Origin of the sequence: Marinobacterium mangrovicola, from assembly GCF_004339595.1 — a bacterium.
GTDB classification, from domain to species: Bacteria; Pseudomonadota; Gammaproteobacteria; order Pseudomonadales; family Balneatricaceae; genus Marinobacterium_D; species Marinobacterium_D mangrovicola.
In genome coordinates this window covers 521,510-535,635 of sequence record NZ_SMFU01000007.1, presented here as the reverse complement: position 1 = coordinate 535,635, position 14,126 = coordinate 521,510, and the positions used below count along the sequence as shown (strand labels likewise).

16 protein-coding genes are annotated in these 14,126 nt (G+C 56.7%); 10 read left to right on the top strand and 6 right to left on the bottom strand.

Annotated features, from left to right (window positions below):
* Positions 1–172 precede the first annotated feature (172 nt).
* From CLV83_RS03295 to CLV83_RS03285, 4 genes are all read right to left on the bottom strand, one after another.
* Positions 173–1,126, bottom strand: a complete 954-nt coding sequence (locus tag CLV83_RS03295) for a TAXI family TRAP transporter solute-binding subunit (protein WP_132287448.1) — start codon at positions 1,124–1,126, stop codon at positions 173–175.
* An 18-nt stretch (positions 1,127–1,144) separates the two neighbouring features.
* Entirely contained in the window at positions 1,145–1,321 is a 177-nt protein-coding gene (locus CLV83_RS22555) for a hypothetical protein (RefSeq protein WP_165900225.1), read from the bottom strand.
* Between the two features lie 9 nt (positions 1,322–1,330).
* Complete coding sequence (locus tag CLV83_RS03290) at positions 1,331–2,092, bottom strand: hypothetical protein (RefSeq protein WP_207894708.1); 762 nt, start codon at positions 2,090–2,092, stop codon at positions 1,331–1,333.
* Between the two features lie 605 nt (positions 2,093–2,697).
* Entirely contained in the window at positions 2,698–3,072 is a 375-nt protein-coding gene (locus CLV83_RS03285; RefSeq protein ID WP_207894706.1) for a diacylglycerol kinase, read from the bottom strand.
* 225 nt (positions 3,073–3,297) lie between these two features.
* On the opposite strand from CLV83_RS03285, the gene CLV83_RS03280 reads away from it, so the two are divergent.
* The 10 genes from CLV83_RS03280 (at position 3,298) to CLV83_RS03235 (ending at position 12,298) form a co-directional block, all read left to right on the top strand.
* Positions 3,298–3,993, top strand: coding sequence for a class I SAM-dependent methyltransferase (locus tag CLV83_RS03280; protein ID WP_132287442.1), 696 nt, complete (start codon positions 3,298–3,300; stop codon positions 3,991–3,993).
* A 112-nt stretch (positions 3,994–4,105) separates the two neighbouring features.
* The gene (dusA, locus tag CLV83_RS03275; RefSeq protein ID WP_132287439.1) at positions 4,106–5,188 is read left to right on the top strand and encodes a tRNA dihydrouridine(20/20a) synthase DusA; all 1,083 of its coding nucleotides are present in this window, start codon (positions 4,106–4,108) and stop codon (positions 5,186–5,188) included.
* Complete coding sequence (gene tal, locus CLV83_RS03270) at positions 5,166–6,113, top strand: transaldolase (RefSeq protein WP_132287436.1); 948 nt, start codon at positions 5,166–5,168, stop codon at positions 6,111–6,113. The genes dusA and tal overlap by 23 nt, the downstream gene beginning before the upstream one ends.
* A 210-nt stretch (positions 6,114–6,323) precedes the next feature.
* Positions 6,324–7,112, top strand: coding sequence for a putative hydro-lyase (locus tag CLV83_RS03265; protein ID WP_104002436.1), 789 nt, complete (start codon positions 6,324–6,326; stop codon positions 7,110–7,112).
* A gap of 24 nt (positions 7,113–7,136) precedes the next feature.
* The gene (locus CLV83_RS03260; protein WP_104002437.1) at positions 7,137–7,871 is read left to right on the top strand and encodes a 5-oxoprolinase subunit PxpA; all 735 of its coding nucleotides are present in this window, start codon (positions 7,137–7,139) and stop codon (positions 7,869–7,871) included.
* Positions 7,868–8,545 (top strand): 5-oxoprolinase subunit PxpB, encoded by a 678-nt coding sequence (pxpB, locus tag CLV83_RS03255; RefSeq protein ID WP_132287433.1) that lies wholly within the window; start codon positions 7,868–7,870, stop codon positions 8,543–8,545. The genes CLV83_RS03260 and pxpB overlap by 4 nt, the downstream gene beginning before the upstream one ends.
* Complete coding sequence (locus CLV83_RS03250; protein ID WP_132287430.1) at positions 8,542–9,483, top strand: 5-oxoprolinase subunit C family protein; 942 nt, start codon at positions 8,542–8,544, stop codon at positions 9,481–9,483. Before pxpB ends, CLV83_RS03250 begins: the two co-directional genes overlap by 4 nt.
* 17 nt (positions 9,484–9,500) lie before the next feature.
* Positions 9,501–10,337 (top strand): DUF4392 domain-containing protein, encoded by an 837-nt coding sequence (locus tag CLV83_RS03245; RefSeq protein WP_132287427.1) that lies wholly within the window; start codon positions 9,501–9,503, stop codon positions 10,335–10,337.
* A 24-nt stretch (positions 10,338–10,361) separates the two neighbouring features.
* Positions 10,362–11,249 (top strand): LysR family transcriptional regulator, encoded by an 888-nt coding sequence (locus CLV83_RS03240; RefSeq protein WP_132287424.1) that lies wholly within the window; start codon positions 10,362–10,364, stop codon positions 11,247–11,249.
* Positions 11,250–11,434: 185 nt separating this feature from the next.
* The gene (locus CLV83_RS03235) at positions 11,435–12,298 is read left to right on the top strand and encodes an aminotransferase class IV (RefSeq protein WP_104002441.1); all 864 of its coding nucleotides are present in this window, start codon (positions 11,435–11,437) and stop codon (positions 12,296–12,298) included.
* 163 nt (positions 12,299–12,461) lie between these two features.
* Here CLV83_RS03235 and CLV83_RS03230 read toward each other — a convergent pair whose 3' ends face one another.
* A complete protein-coding gene (locus tag CLV83_RS03230; RefSeq protein ID WP_132287421.1) occupies positions 12,462–12,947 on the bottom strand; it encodes an STAS domain-containing protein in 486 nt (161 codons plus the stop codon).
* A 2-nt stretch (positions 12,948–12,949) separates the two neighbouring features.
* A complete protein-coding gene (locus tag CLV83_RS03225; protein ID WP_132287418.1) occupies positions 12,950–14,113 on the bottom strand; it encodes a PP2C family protein-serine/threonine phosphatase in 1,164 nt (387 codons plus the stop codon).
* Positions 14,114–14,126 lie beyond the last annotated feature (13 nt).

Below are 14,126 nucleotides of genomic sequence, written 5' to 3'. Positions count from 1 at the left end.
CCGATAGGATAGCGGCGTTTTTTTTGCCTGTCTGCCGGGTTCTGACCGTCCTATCCTGCCGTACGCCCTGATGCAGAAAATCGTTCCCTGGCCGAAAACAAAAACGGGCCTCCCTGGAGACCCGTACGCACAGCCACTAGCCGCGGCTTTATCAATGCTCAAAGCAAGACTCTTACTGACTCGCCAACGCTTCTTCGTTCAGCGGAAAGTAAGACCAGTCGGACTGCCCTTCACCTTCGATGTAATCGTAAACGCTAGCCCAGTTCGGATTGGTATCCGGATCATCCGCGAGGTCCGCCACGTTGTCATAGATGCAGGTCGCCAGGCGGCTCATCGGTTCATTACGACTTTCCTTACGGAAGGATTTACCCAGTAACAGTGCACGAATAGCCACGGTGGGGATAGAGCGCACCTTGCCGTCGATCTGGTAGTTCACCGTCTGGTTGCTATAAAACGCTGCAGTCTGGGAGATCGCATTGTAGTCGAGGCTCGCCAGCGTCCACTTACCAGAATCCAGATACTCGGTCACCGGCGCGTAGGGCGCACCACCCACCAGGACGATCGGCTTACTGGTGTCGTTAACGTTTTTGCTGGTTTCAACCACGTTCAGGTTCAGACCGAAAAAGTAACCCAGAGCTTCCGCTGAAACGATGGAGCCACCCCAGGAGCCGACGGACTGGTTCTTCAACATCGATAGCTGGAATTTAGTGGGCTGCTCCGAGTCGGAACCGAACAGCATGCTCCACATGTTTTTATCATCACCACTTTCGGGCTGATAGCCCTTGGGAACCAACAGATGCACTGACTCCTGGTGCAAACCGGTAATCACCTTAAGACGATTACGGTTTACGCGTTGCGGAGAACGCTTTGCGTTGTAGTGCAGTACATCTTCCTGAACCATGGCGATGGAATACTCTTTATTCGTCATGCCCAGCAGGTTGGTCACCGAACCACCGGACTCCATCACATTGAGGCTGGCGCCGATCTCACCATCGCAATAGTTCTTGATATCCTGTCCCATGGCGTAATAGTTGCCACTGGTACCACCGGTACCCATGTTCAGAGTTTGAGCAGACACCGGGGCAACGGCGGCGGCCAGGGTCACTGCGGCCAACAAAGATCTCATAATCTATTTCCTTCCTGGTTAAAACGGACTCTCTACGTTCCTGGGTTCATGGGTATTGCCTGCGGGCTTTGAACCACCCGAAAGACCAAACACAAAACTGAGCACAGACAACGCCAGTACCATTAGAAAGATGATGGCGATGACGACTCGCATTACCTGTGTTGTCTTTTCCGGCTTGCTTTTCTCTTCACTCATGGTCGTTCTTTAATCGTTATCAATTTCAAAATCGGACACGGAGTTCTCGATGCTGACCATCGCCTCCTGGAAGTCCTGTTCAATGGCAGCAAAGGCTTCCATCCCCAGCATCTCATCAAGAGATCCGGTGTTGGATTTGGCGAATGCCATGGCATCACCGACGATGTCCGAGAACTCGGCCATCTCTTTGTATTCCTCAACCTTCTTGGTCAGCGCCTTGTGCGCTTCCCCGGCACGATCTACATTGCCGCAGACCATTTCGTAGGCACTCTCGACCCGCTCTGCCATCTGCACCTTGGTGGCATAGCTCGAGGCATCCTGATCGGATTCATTGAGTCGGGCTTTGATCTTCTCCACGTAACCGCCCATCTTGTTACGCGCCTCACGGGCCGCATCCAGACGGTTACGCGAATCAATCACCAGGTTGGTGAGGGTTTCGATCTTGTGCGTTTTCGCCTCTTCGATCATGTTGGCGATGACACGGTTCTGCATCTTCTGCTTGATATGCTTATCGTTCAGTTTTAGATAACGAATGGCATAGAACATAAACGCGAGGCCGCCGAACCCGACAAGCAGCGCGACAGTGCCCGCGATGATCTGAAACGCCATCAGCCCGACCAGGCCGACCCCAACCAGACAGAAGGCCAGAAACCCCAGGTTTCTGGCTTTGTCGGTGATGGCCACGCCCTGCTCTCGCTTAATCTCTGCGATACGGTCGTTGCTCTGTTCGACCAGGGCGCCGATGTTTAAAACCGGATTAGTGGTAGGCAAAACATCCTCCGTGATTTTCATTGTCAGTCGATTCTCAGGCTCGGCTGAGCTGTTTGGTTTATCTGAAAAATTCATTGCAAGCGGTTCTTCCCCGCACACTCAGCTATACAGCTGTCGTTACAGGGCAGAGCCCTGGTTATAACGTTCAGATTCTGACGGGCGGTCGCACCCCAGGAGCCAAAGCAACACGCAAGCGCTCGCCGCCCCCGATTGTGGAAAACGTCAGGGAAAGGGCATGCCCGCGAATAACGGCTCGATAAACAGATAGATATTCAGAACAGACGACCAATATCGCCGATCCAGTGATCGCCGCTGTAAAAAGAGAGATTTTTGATGTCTGTGTAAGGCAGGACGTACCACTGAGAGTGGCACGCGCAATCCACGTATTCATGACAGCTCTTCCCTGACCTGTTACTCCGTTTGTGAGCCCGCTGGCTCAAACAAACAGCGTCTATTTCCTTCGACCTATATCTCGAATAGCAGCAGATAAAATGCATCTATTTCCTATAGATACATCCAAAGCAGGCAGTACTCTACCGTCACAAAAGCGCAAAGTACACCGCCCGCCAAGATTCAACCAACGCTCGTTTGAACGCCTGGCGTTATCAGCTAAGGAAGTTATCCCAGATTATTCCGCCCCAGACCACAGCAACGATAAACAGGGCGAAAAACACCGCTGCTGACCCCAGGTCTTTGGCCAACCCTGCCAAAGCATGAAATTCGGTACCGGCACGATCCACGATCGCCTCAATCGCCGTATTTAACAGTTCCATCACCAAGACCAGCAGCAACGTCGCGATCAGCAGCCCCCACTGCAAGCCAGTATTGGCTATATAGAACGAAGCAGGCGCCATTAACGCGGCAAGCCAGCTTTCGTAACGAAATGCGGGCTCACTGATGTAAGCCGCACGTATCCCTTTCATCGAATAGCGGGTTGCATGGTAGAAACGGGCAAACCCGGTGGCCTTTGTAACGATCACTCTACTACCTCGGCATTTTATAACCTGATTATGGATTCCGACGCGCTCTGCCAGATGCGTCTTCTGGTGCTGCGACTCCAGCAGAACCGCTTATACTTTATTTTGCTTAAGAGAACTTTAAAGTCCCGATAAAAAAGGGATTGAAGTTCATTTTTCGGTCTCCAAACGCAGAAACCTAATCGCCAGGGTACCGCAGCGAGCTTAACGGCTAACCCAGGAGTGGCTATGAGCGAAGACCTCGAGAACACCCGACAGTTTCTTCATCGCCACCACGGCGGCGATGGGCACAGAGCAGCCGAGCGCACCATGACCAGCCATGAACGTAACCATGATGAAGGCTTTTGGGCATTTTGGCGTAAACACGTATCCAGCGAGAGCGAGCTGCATGTGGTCGACCTGGGCTGCGGCCCTGCCCTGTTCCTGAAGCAGCTGGCGATGCAACATCCGGAGTACAGGCTGACCGGCATCGAAGTCGCGCCGTATATGCTTGCCCGCATAGAGGACAAGCCCGATAACCTGGAGATACGTATCGCCGACCTTAACGCGCCGGGCGAGGAAGTGTTCCCAATGGACTCCATCGATGCCTGCCTTGCCAATATGCTGATCCATGAGCTGTTCCAGCCGATGGTGCTGTTTCAACGTCTGCACCACTGGATCAAACCTGGGGGCTCACTGATACTGACCGACAATATTCGCCAACCTCTGGAACAGTTCCTGCGTCACCGTTTTCCCGCCACCGACTTCAGCAAGGACAGTTTAAGCCCGCAGGATATGAACGACAGCTTCCGGGACTACTTCGAACATAACCGCTACACCGCCGACGAGTTCGCCCGACTGTTAGAGCTGGCTGGTTTTGAAGTAACCGACCAGCAGCGGCTCAAAGAGGGTCGAGCGACACGCATCGCTGCCCGCAACACCTGAGGGTTTCGACGTTCCTGCAGCCTTCCCCAGAACGACCCAATTTAGTGGTTCACAACGCCCTTGTGGTAGACTGGCTTTTTCCATTCGCCCGTAAACTGATACTGATTCGCCCATGCCAGAAACACCGGTCACACAGGTGCCTGACCAGCCCGCTCAGCCGACAGCAATCGAAGACAAAGTAGACCGCCGACTTTCCGTTGCACCCATGATGGATTGGACTACTTCGGATGCACGCGTCTTTCACCGCCTGATCTCGCGCAACACCCTCCTTTATACCGAGATGGTGACCACCGGCGCACTGATCCACGGCGACCGTGAGCGCTTCCTGAAGTATGACCCGAGCGAACATCCGGTCGCGTTGCAGCTTGGCGGCAGCAATCCGCAGGAGCTGGCAGAGTGCGCGCGCATGGCGGAAGACTGGGGCTATGACGAGGTCAACCTTAACGTCGGCTGTCCGTCCGACCGCGTCCAGAACAATATGATCGGCGCCTGCCTGATGGCACACCCCAAGCTGGTGGCCGAGTGCCTGAGTGAGATGCAGGCGGCGACCAAGCTGCCGGTGACCGTAAAGCATCGCCTCGGCATCGACGATATGGACAGCTTCGAGCACCTGCACGCTTTCGTCGACACCGTAAAAGAGAGCGGCTGCCGCAGCTTCACCATCCATGCACGCAAAGCGATTCTGGCGGGTCTGAGCCCAAAGGAGAACCGCGAGATTCCGCCCCTGATCTACGATCACGTTTACCGTATCAAACAGCTCTATCCTGAGCTTGAGGTGGTCATCAACGGCGGTATCAAATCACTGGACGAAGCAGAACAGCACCTCAAGCACGTCGATGGTGTGATGATCGGTCGCGAGGCGTATCAGAACCCTTACGCGATTCTCAGCGAGGCGGACAACCGTATCTTTGGCGCGGACCTGCCCGTGGCAGAGCGCATTCATATCGCCGAAGCCTTTATCCCCTACCTTGAGCGCCGCCTTGCCGAAGGCGCACCGCTTTACGCCGTGGTCAAACACCTGCTCGGGCTGTTCCACGGCCAGCGTGGTGGCCGCCAGTTCCGCCGTTACCTGAGCGAGAACGGCCATAAACGCGGCGCGGCGACAGATACTTTCCGCGAAGCACTGAGCTTCGTGGCACCGAATACTCTATCCAACGAGGATGAACACCCACATGGATCAGCTAGAACAGCTTAAGCAGATCACCACCGTCGTTGCCGACACCGGTGATATCGATGCCATCCGCAGCTTCAAGCCCGTGGACGCCACCACCAACCCGTCCCTGCTGCTGAAAGCCAGCCAGGACGAGAAGTATGCGCCGCTGCTCGACAAAGCCCGCGCATACGCCCGCCAGCAGGGCGGCAGCAATACCGAAGTACTGGCCAACATGAGTGACTATCTGGCGGTGCTGATCGGGCGCGAAATCCTCGATATCATCCCGGGGCGGATCTCTACCGAGGTTGATGCTCGCCTCTCCTTCGATACCCACGCCACCGTTGAAAAGGCCAAGCGCCTGATCGGCCTTTATGAACAGCAGGGTATCGACAGCTCCCGCGTACTGATCAAGATCGCCTCGACCTGGGAAGGGATCGAAGCGGCACGCCAGCTGGAAAAAGAGGGAATCCAGTGCAATCTGACGTTGCTGTTCGGCTTCAGCCAGGCCCAGGCCTGCGCCGACGCAGGCGTTTACCTGATCTCTCCGTTCGTGGGCCGTATTCTCGACTGGTACAAGGCGCGTGACCCACAGGCAGACTTCACCGGTGCCAACGATCCGGGCGTGCAGTCGGTCAGCCGCATCTACCAGTACTACAAGACCCACGACTACAACACCGTGGTTATGGGCGCGAGCTTCCGCAATATCGGTGAAATCCAGGAGCTGGCCGGCTGCGATCGCCTGACGATCTCCCCGGCACTGCTGAAAGAACTTTCTGAAGTGGATGCCCCGCTGGAGCGCCGCCTGTCCCCCGAGTCTTCAGCGGATGCCGATGCCAAGTCGGTACTGGCTGAATCCGGTTTCCGCTGGGCGATGAACGGCGACGCCATGGCCACCGAGAAACTGGCCGAGGGGATTCGCAATTTCGCCAAGGACCAGGTCACCCTGGAACAACTGCTCAGCCGTTAAGCTGCCCCCATCCATGACGGCGCTATGCGGCGCCGTCATTCTCCCCTTTCTGTTTTCTGCTAGGCTTCACCTCTGTCTTTAGGCCGCACCTTCTGATAACTTTTTCTTATCACTATCACTAATCTATTTGATTAGACAAAGGCATTTGTCCCTATAAACTCAGTTCTATACTTAAAGTTTGTTCTTTTTGATAAAGAGGGCTTTGCATCAATGGCGGATATTCTCTCTCCCTACCAGCTTCGTCAGCAGATTCGCAGCGGCGAATTCAGCACTAATACCTCCGGCTACTGCGCAGGTTTCGTTCAGGGCAACCTGGCAATTTTGCCAGCGGACTATGCCGATGAATTCCTTAAGTTCTGCCAGTTCAACCCCAAGCCCTGCCCGCTGATCGGCATGTCCGCATCACCGGGTGACTTTATGCTGCCGGAACTGGGCGAAGACGTAGATATCCGCACCGACGTGCCGCGCTACCGCATCTATGAACAGGGCGTGCTGCAACGGGAAGTTACCGACATCAAAGAATACTGGCAGGACGACATGGTCGCCTTCCTGCTAGGCTGCTCCTTCTCCTTTGAGGAAGCGCTACTGGCCGACGGCCTCGAGATTCGCAACATCAGCGAGAAGGTCAACGTGCCGATGTACCGCACCAACATCGAATGCAAGAGCGCCGGTCGCTTCAGCGGCACCACGGTAGTCAGCATGCGCCCGATGAAACCGGCCGATGCGATCCGCGCTATCCAGATCTGCTCCCGCTTCCCGTCCGTGCACGGTGCGCCGCTGCACTTCGGTGACCCGGACGCGATCGGCATCCGCGATATCAACACCCCGGACTTCGGCGACGCGGTCACCATCAAGGACGGCGAAGTCCCCGTATTCTGGGCCTGCGGCGTAACCCCTCAGGTAGCGATCGAATCCGCGCGTCCGCCGCTGTGTATCACTCACAGCCCGGGCCACATGCTGGTAACCGATCTACCCAACAGCCGTCTGGCCATTCTTTAAGTCAATTTCCAGGAGGAGATCCCTATGCCAATGCTGCTTAACTGCGACCTCGGCGAAAGCTTCGGCGCCTGGTCCATGGGCATGGACGAACACGTCATGCCGCATATTGACCAGGCCAACGTGGCCTGCGGCTTCCACGCCGGCGACCCACTGGTGATGCAGAAAACTCTGCGGATGGCGAAAGAGAACAATGTCCAGGTTGGCGCTCATCCGGCCTACCCGGACCTGATGGGCTTCGGCCGCCGTTCCGTGCATGCCAGCGCCAACGAGATCCACGCCCTGATTCACTATCAGCTGGCTGCCCTGGACGGCATGGCCGCCTGCGCCGGCATCGAGCTGGCCTACGTCAAACCCCACGGCGCCTTGTACAACGACATGATGGCCAAGCCATCTGTACGTCAGGCGATCATGAAGGCGATCGCCGACTACTACCGCCCGGTTAAATTGATGCTGCAGGCAACGCCGGAAGCAGAAAATCACCGTCAGGAAGCCGAGCACTATGGCATCGAACTGCTGTTCGAAGCCTTTGCAGACCGCTGCTACGACGACGACGGCAAGCTGCTTTCCCGCACCAAGCCTGGCGCCGTACACAACCGTGAGAAGATGCTCGCCCAGGTGCGCCAGATCGCCGAAGACCAGACCATCACCACCGTCAGCGGCCACACGCTGAAGCTGCAGATCGATACCATCTGCGTCCATGGCGATAACATCGAAGGCGTCGAAGCGATCCGCGAGATCCGGGAGATGCTGTCGAAATGAGGATTGAGATCGCCGGCGAAAACGCCCTGATACTCTATTTCGGCGAGGAAACCGATCCGCGCGTCTCGGCACAGGTGCAGCGCGCCGTCGCTGAGACCGAAGCCCGCCTGGGCAGCGCCGTCATCGACCTGGTGCCCTCCTACGCATCACTGCTGGTGATCTACGATCCACTGCAGCTCGACCATCTTCAGGTTAAACGCCTGCTGTCCGATCTGGGCAACTCAGATGAAGACGAGGAAGTCAGCGAAGGCAGCCTGATCAAGCTGCCTGTGTGGTACTCCAGCGAGTCCGGCCCGGACCTCGACGCCCTGGCCGAGCGTGCAGGCATGAGCGTCAGCGATGTAATCGACCTGCACGCCAGCACCGAATACCGCGTTTACGCCATCGGCTTCGCCCCCGGCTTTGCTTACCTGGGCCAGGTCGACGAGCGCATCGCCGCACCGCGTCTTTCCACCCCCCGCCAGGTTGTGCCTCGCGGATCGGTCGCCATCGCCGACCGCCAGACCGCGATCTATCCGGCAGCCTCTCCGGGCGGCTGGAACCTGATCGGCCGCTGCCCCACCCGCATGTTCAACCCGGAAGCCGATCCCTGCATGCCGGTACAGGTGGGTGACCGGGTCAGCTTCGAGCCGATTGATAAGGAGCGCTACCTGGAACTGGGAGGTGAACTGTGAGCGGACTTAACGTACTGCAACCCGGGCTAATGACCCTGATCACCGACCTGGGTCGCTTCGGCCATCACCGTATCGGCCTGACCACCGGCGGCCCGCTGGATCCTTTTGCCTTTCGCTGGGCCAACCGCCTGCTGGGCAATGATGACAACGCCACGGCGCTGGAGGTCAGCATCGGCGGTCTGGTGATTGAAGCCCAGGTCGATACCTGGGTCGCATTCACCGGCGGCGAAATGCCGCTAAAGATCGGCGGCGAAGAAGTTGATGGCTGGACCGCTCACCCGGTCAAAGCCGGCCAGCGCATTGAAGCCGGTTTCAGCAAGTGCGGCGCCCGCGGTTATCTGGCGGTCAGCGGCGGCTTTGACATTGCGCCGATGTTCGACAGCAGCGCCACGGTCCAGCGCGAAAAGCTCGGCGGCCTCAACGGCCAGAAACTCCAGGCCGGCGATCTGCTACCCTGCGCGCCGGCCGCAAACGCCGGCGGCTTCACCCTGCCAAAGCAATACCGCCCCGACTACGCCAGCAAAGCGCCACTGCGCGTCATCCTGGGCTACCAGCAGGATGCCTTCAGCGAGGTGCAGAAGCAGATCTTCTTTACCAGCACCTACAAGATCAGCGACCGTGCCGACCGCATGGGCTATCGCATGGAAGGCCCGGCGATCTCTCCGTCGATCAACGGTATTCTCTCCGAGGGTATCTGCCTGGGTGCTATTCAGGTGCCGGCCGACGGCCAGCCTATCGTGCTGCTGAATGACCGCCAGACCATCGGCGGCTACCCGAAGATCGGCAGCCTGTTCTCCGGAGACACCGCGCGCCTGGCACAGATGCTCCCCGGCACCGAGGTAACATTCGAACCCTATACCCAGGCCGAAGCGCATAACCAGCTGCTGCTGCAGAAGCGCTTCAACGACAACATAGAACCGATCAAAGTGACAGCCTGATACAGGACAGTATGGCCATGACAGACACACAACTGAGCAAACAGATCGAAGACCTGCTGGTACGCAAAAACCTGCGCGGCATGAAGGATGTCCAGCCCGCACTGCGTGAAGGCTATTACGAGCGCGCCGCCAATTTCCTGCGCAAAGCCAAGGGCACGGTCCTGATCGGCACTGGCTTCCCGGTGGTCGATACCTTTGAAACTGATGGCCCCGTGGGTGCCATCGCGCTCTACCAGACCCTGGCATATCTTGGCGCCGACCCGGTAATTGTCTGCGGCAAGCCGATCTCCAAAATGCTGGCACCTGACTACAAGGTCCACGAGATCCAGGTCGGCGAGCATGACGAGCGCGAGCTTGAAGCCCTGGAAGCCCTTGCCCGCTTTGATCCGGACGTGGTGCTTTCCATTGAGCGCCCGGGACAGGCAGAGGATGGCGGCTACTACAACATGCGCGGCGAAAGCATCAGTCCGCGTACCGCCTGCTTCGATACCTTTGTTAAGGCAGCGAACTGCCCCACCATCGGCATCGGTGACGGTGGCAACGAGATCGGCATGGGCAACATTTACGATGCGATCAGCAAGCTGAACATCGTACCTGCCGCCACCCGCGTCGATGAACTGCTGATTGCCGACGTATCCAACTGGGGTGCTTACGGCATCATCGCCATGCTGGGCTACTGGAGCGGTGAAGACCTGCTCGCACGACTGGACCCGGAAGCGATTCTGCAGTACTTGTCCGAGCGCGGCAGCGTCGACGGGGTTACCCGCCTCAACGAGCTGACCGAAGATGGCCTGCCCTCCAGCGAAGGCAACACCGTCATTGAAGACCTGCGTAAACTGACCGGTTTTGCCTGAAACCAGCCCGAGGAGTAAAACGCGTTGCGGATAAGAAACCTGAACACCTTTCTGACCGTGGCGCGCCTCGGCAGCTTTCATGCCGCCGCAGCCCAGCTGCACGCTTCCCAGCCGGCCATTTCAGCGCGCATCGCGGCGCTGGAAGAGGAGCTGAACGTGCAGCTGTTTATCCGCGACAAACGCGGCACACACCTGACCAGCCGCGGCACCCAGCTAATACCCTACGCAGAAAAACTACTGTCGATAAATCGCGAGATGCGGGCACAACTGGCCGATGACAGCCTGGAGCGCGGCACCATTCGCGTCGGCATCGTCGACACCCTAGCCCACCTCTGGCTTGCCAAGCTCCTCTCTACCTGGCACGACGAACACCCACTGATCGCATTTGAGCTGATCGTTGACACCACCTCCTCGCTGATCGAGCAGCTCAAATCCTCCGAGCTGGATCTCGCGCTGATGGTCGCCGATGAACACCCTCTACCCAACTTTGTCAGCGAACCGCTGTGCAGCTATCCGCAGTGCTGGGTCGCCAATCCTTCGCTAGAAGGCGTGGAACAGGTCTCTACTCTGCAGGACCTGTCTAAGTTCCAGATTCTCTCCTTCACCCGCCGCAGCCGCCCCTGGCAGTATCTGAACGAGTTGTTTCGCCCCCTCGGCGAGCAGGGACCGGTTATCCATTCATGCAGCTCCGTCCCAAGCCTGCTATCGTTAGTAGAACAGGGTGTCGGGGTGGCATTTATGCCGGAACCCCTGGTTCATTCGGCCATCGAAAACGCCGATCTCATCGCGTTGGAGAGCCTCCCTAAGGCGCCATCACTTAACTTTTGTTGCGCCTGGCGACTCGATGACGACAGAATACTGCCAAGGCTTCTCACCGATACCGCCCGAAAAATGATCCGCAATCAGCAGTAGCATTTCCTGTTTATCTTAAAAAAATAAGAGCTTTTGATAGATTAACTCTGTTTCGTGCAAAATTTTCTTTTTATCAGAAACAGTATTGCATTGATTTTTCTCTTTCATAAAAATCACTTCATTCTGAACACTAGCACACAGGGATTCGCTGGCCTCCAGCGCCTGGCAACAAGAGGTTTTCAACGATGAGCATCGCTTACCTGAATGGCAGCTTCCTGCCCCTGGAAGAAGCGCGGATTTCTCCGCTGGATCGCGGCTTCCTGTTTGGTGACGGCATCTATGAGGTCATCCCCTACTACGGTGGCAAGCCGGTTGGCCTGGCTCCGCACATGCAGCGTATGGCTGATGGCCTCGCTGCCATCGAGATCAAGTGCAACAAAAGCATCGAAGACTGGCGCGTGCTGCTTGACGACCTGATCGCAAAAAACGCCGACCAGGGTGCAAACCTCGGCGTCTACATCCACGTTTCCCGCGGCGCAGATACCAAGCGCTACCACGCCTACCCGGAAAACGTTGAGCCGACCATCTTTGCCTTCGCCTTCCCGATCAAGGATCCGGAGCCGGTTGATCGCACCAAGGCTCACGGCTATGCCGTATCCAGCACCCAGGATCTGCGTTGGAAGCGTTGCAACATCAAGTCCACCGCACTGCTCGGCAACGTCATGCACTACCAGCAGGGCCACGCTTCCGGCCACGGCGAAATCCTGCTTTACAACGAGAACAACGAACTGACCGAAGCCAGTTCAAGCAACGCGTTCATCGTTAAAGATGGCAAGGTGATCACCCCGATCCAGGACCACCAGAACCTGCCGGGCATCACTCGCCGCATCATCATCGACAGCCTGAAAGCCGACGGCTCCATCCCGGTTGAAGAGCGCACCGTGACCATGGACGAAGTGCGTAACGCGGACGAGATCTGGATCACCAGCTCTTCCAAAGAGATCGCGCCGGTTATTGAGCTGGACGGCAAGCCGGTAGGCAATGGCGAAATCGGCCAGGTGTGGGAAAACGCTTTCCGCATCTACACCGAGCGTAAATTCGACTTCTGATTCAGTTTACGTCTGATGCGAAAGGCGGATGCTCACAGAGCCATCCGCCCAGATTCCACCTCAGGAATCCTGAACGCCAGACCAAGGAAGCAGATACGACAAAGGGGCCATCAGGCCCCTTTTTCATGTCTTGCGTATCAAGGATAGCGGGGATGCGCGGCGCTTAACCACAACCCTCCAGCGTCGCTACCAGATCCTTGAAAGCCGTACGATTGGCATCGTTCAGATCGATCAAAATCCGGTGCGCATCGATAATCCGCGCCCTCACCTGCTCTTCCGACTCCAACACAAACGGCACCTGCTCCAGATCCACGCCACTGGCAGGCACGCTGTCGAGCAACAGGAACACCTGGTCAAACCCCATGGAATAGAGGATCTTCGTAATATCCGGATTGGTGGAGATAAGCGTAGGCCGCGGCATGCCCTGCTCGGCTGCTTTAACCGCCAGCTTGGCGATCAACCCAAGAGAGGTACTATCGATCGTCGTAGTTTCCGTCAGATCGATCAGGGTATCGCTTATTTCCCGCCGCGCCAGCACCTGCTCCAGGTGCAGATCGATGGTCGAGCAGAGCGTCAGACGCACCTCGCCAACGAATTTCAGAACGTAATGTCCGTTTCGGCAGGCGTAATAGATAGAGCCGTCGCTCATACTTATACTCGGGATACTGTCATAATAGCTACGTCGTCGGGATTAACCCGACCGACCGGGACAATGGAATCGCAAATAGACTGTGGGGACAGATGTTTGCCGCTACAGGCCTCAAGAAGCTTTTGCTCTTTCTCTTCCAAGGAGTCACCCTCTGCAACTTCAAGTATGCCATCAGAAAACAGGGTAATTGAATACTCTGACGCCAATTCAATACGTTTTTCATCGAACATTGGCTTTTCGAACAAGCCAATTGGCATTCCCCGCCCTTCCAGGAAAGAAACCTCGCCCTTTTGAGACAACACCGGCATCGGATGGTGCCCACCGATAGCATAGGTCAGCGAGGAATCTCTTGCATCGATCAACCCGATAAACATCGTCAGATGCTTGCCGAGACCGGTGAGCAGCAGCTCACGGTTAACACGATGCAGGGTCGCCAGAGGCGACTGAATATCAAAGCTGGAATTACGGTTATAGTTCCGCATCAGCCTGTAGGTCATGTTTTTCAACAGAACCGTGACCAGTGCAGACGATGCGCCATGGCCTGACACATCAGCAAGGTAAAAGATCGTCTGGTTTTCATTGATCGCAATGGAATCAACAAAATCGCCGCTCAGCAGCAGGCTCGGCTGCAACACGTACTGAAACAGGATCTGGTTCAACTCCCGGCTCGGCGGCGGCAGAAGCTTCTGCTGCAGCTGCTGAGCCGCGTGCTGATCCTCTTTCAGCTCATCCAGACTACGCTCAAGACTTTCACGCAGGAAACGCGCTTCCTCGATCATGCGTATCCGTTCCAGCTGACGCTGCAACGAGCCGATAAACAGCTGCGGATGCTGATGCAGCTCAGCCAGTGAAAACACATCGTCGGCGCCGTTTCTAAGCGCGGCCACCATCTCTTCGGCGGTACCATCCGGAATCAGCACGACAGTGGACATGGGGCTGATACGGGCCGCGAGATGGTCTATATATTCGATTTCACTGAAGGTACTGCGATCAACGATCGCCAGGGAAATTTCGTGGTGCTCCAGCACGCTTTCGACATCATCGGCACCTCTGGCCACAAGCAGACGCAGGATTACATCCGGGCACTGCTCACATAGCTCGAAGATATGGTCAATAACGTCGGTCGAGGCGGATACAGCCAGGATCGCCTGCTCTCGATGCACCATTAATCAGTCACTC

Bases quoted from the DNA above. Each gene is read 5' to 3' on its own strand.
- CLV83_RS03235 (WP_104002441.1), top strand. From the start codon at position 11,435: ATGAGCATCGCTTACCTGAATGGCAGCTTCCTGCCCCTGGAAGAAGCG.
- CLV83_RS03225 (WP_132287418.1), bottom strand. From the start codon at position 14,113: ATGGTGCATCGAGAGCAGGCGATCCTGGCTGTATCCGCCTCGACCGAC.
- CLV83_RS22555 (WP_165900225.1), bottom strand. From the start codon at position 1,321: ATGAGTGAAGAGAAAAGCAAGCCGGAAAAGACAACACAGGTAATGCGA.
- dusA (WP_132287439.1), top strand. From the start codon at position 4,106: ATGCCAGAAACACCGGTCACACAGGTGCCTGACCAGCCCGCTCAGCCG.
- CLV83_RS03295 (WP_132287448.1), bottom strand. From the start codon at position 1,126: ATGAGATCTTTGTTGGCCGCAGTGACCCTGGCCGCCGCCGTTGCCCCG.
- tal (WP_132287436.1), top strand. From the start codon at position 5,166: ATGGATCAGCTAGAACAGCTTAAGCAGATCACCACCGTCGTTGCCGAC.
- CLV83_RS03265 (WP_104002436.1), top strand. From the start codon at position 6,324: ATGGCGGATATTCTCTCTCCCTACCAGCTTCGTCAGCAGATTCGCAGC.
- CLV83_RS03230 (WP_132287421.1), bottom strand. From the start codon at position 12,947: ATGAGCGACGGCTCTATCTATTACGCCTGCCGAAACGGACATTACGTT.
- pxpB (WP_132287433.1), top strand. From the start codon at position 7,868: ATGAGGATTGAGATCGCCGGCGAAAACGCCCTGATACTCTATTTCGGC.
- CLV83_RS03280 (WP_132287442.1), top strand. From the start codon at position 3,298: ATGAGCGAAGACCTCGAGAACACCCGACAGTTTCTTCATCGCCACCAC.
- CLV83_RS03260 (WP_104002437.1), top strand. From the start codon at position 7,137: ATGCCAATGCTGCTTAACTGCGACCTCGGCGAAAGCTTCGGCGCCTGG.
- CLV83_RS03245 (WP_132287427.1), top strand. From the start codon at position 9,501: ATGACAGACACACAACTGAGCAAACAGATCGAAGACCTGCTGGTACGC.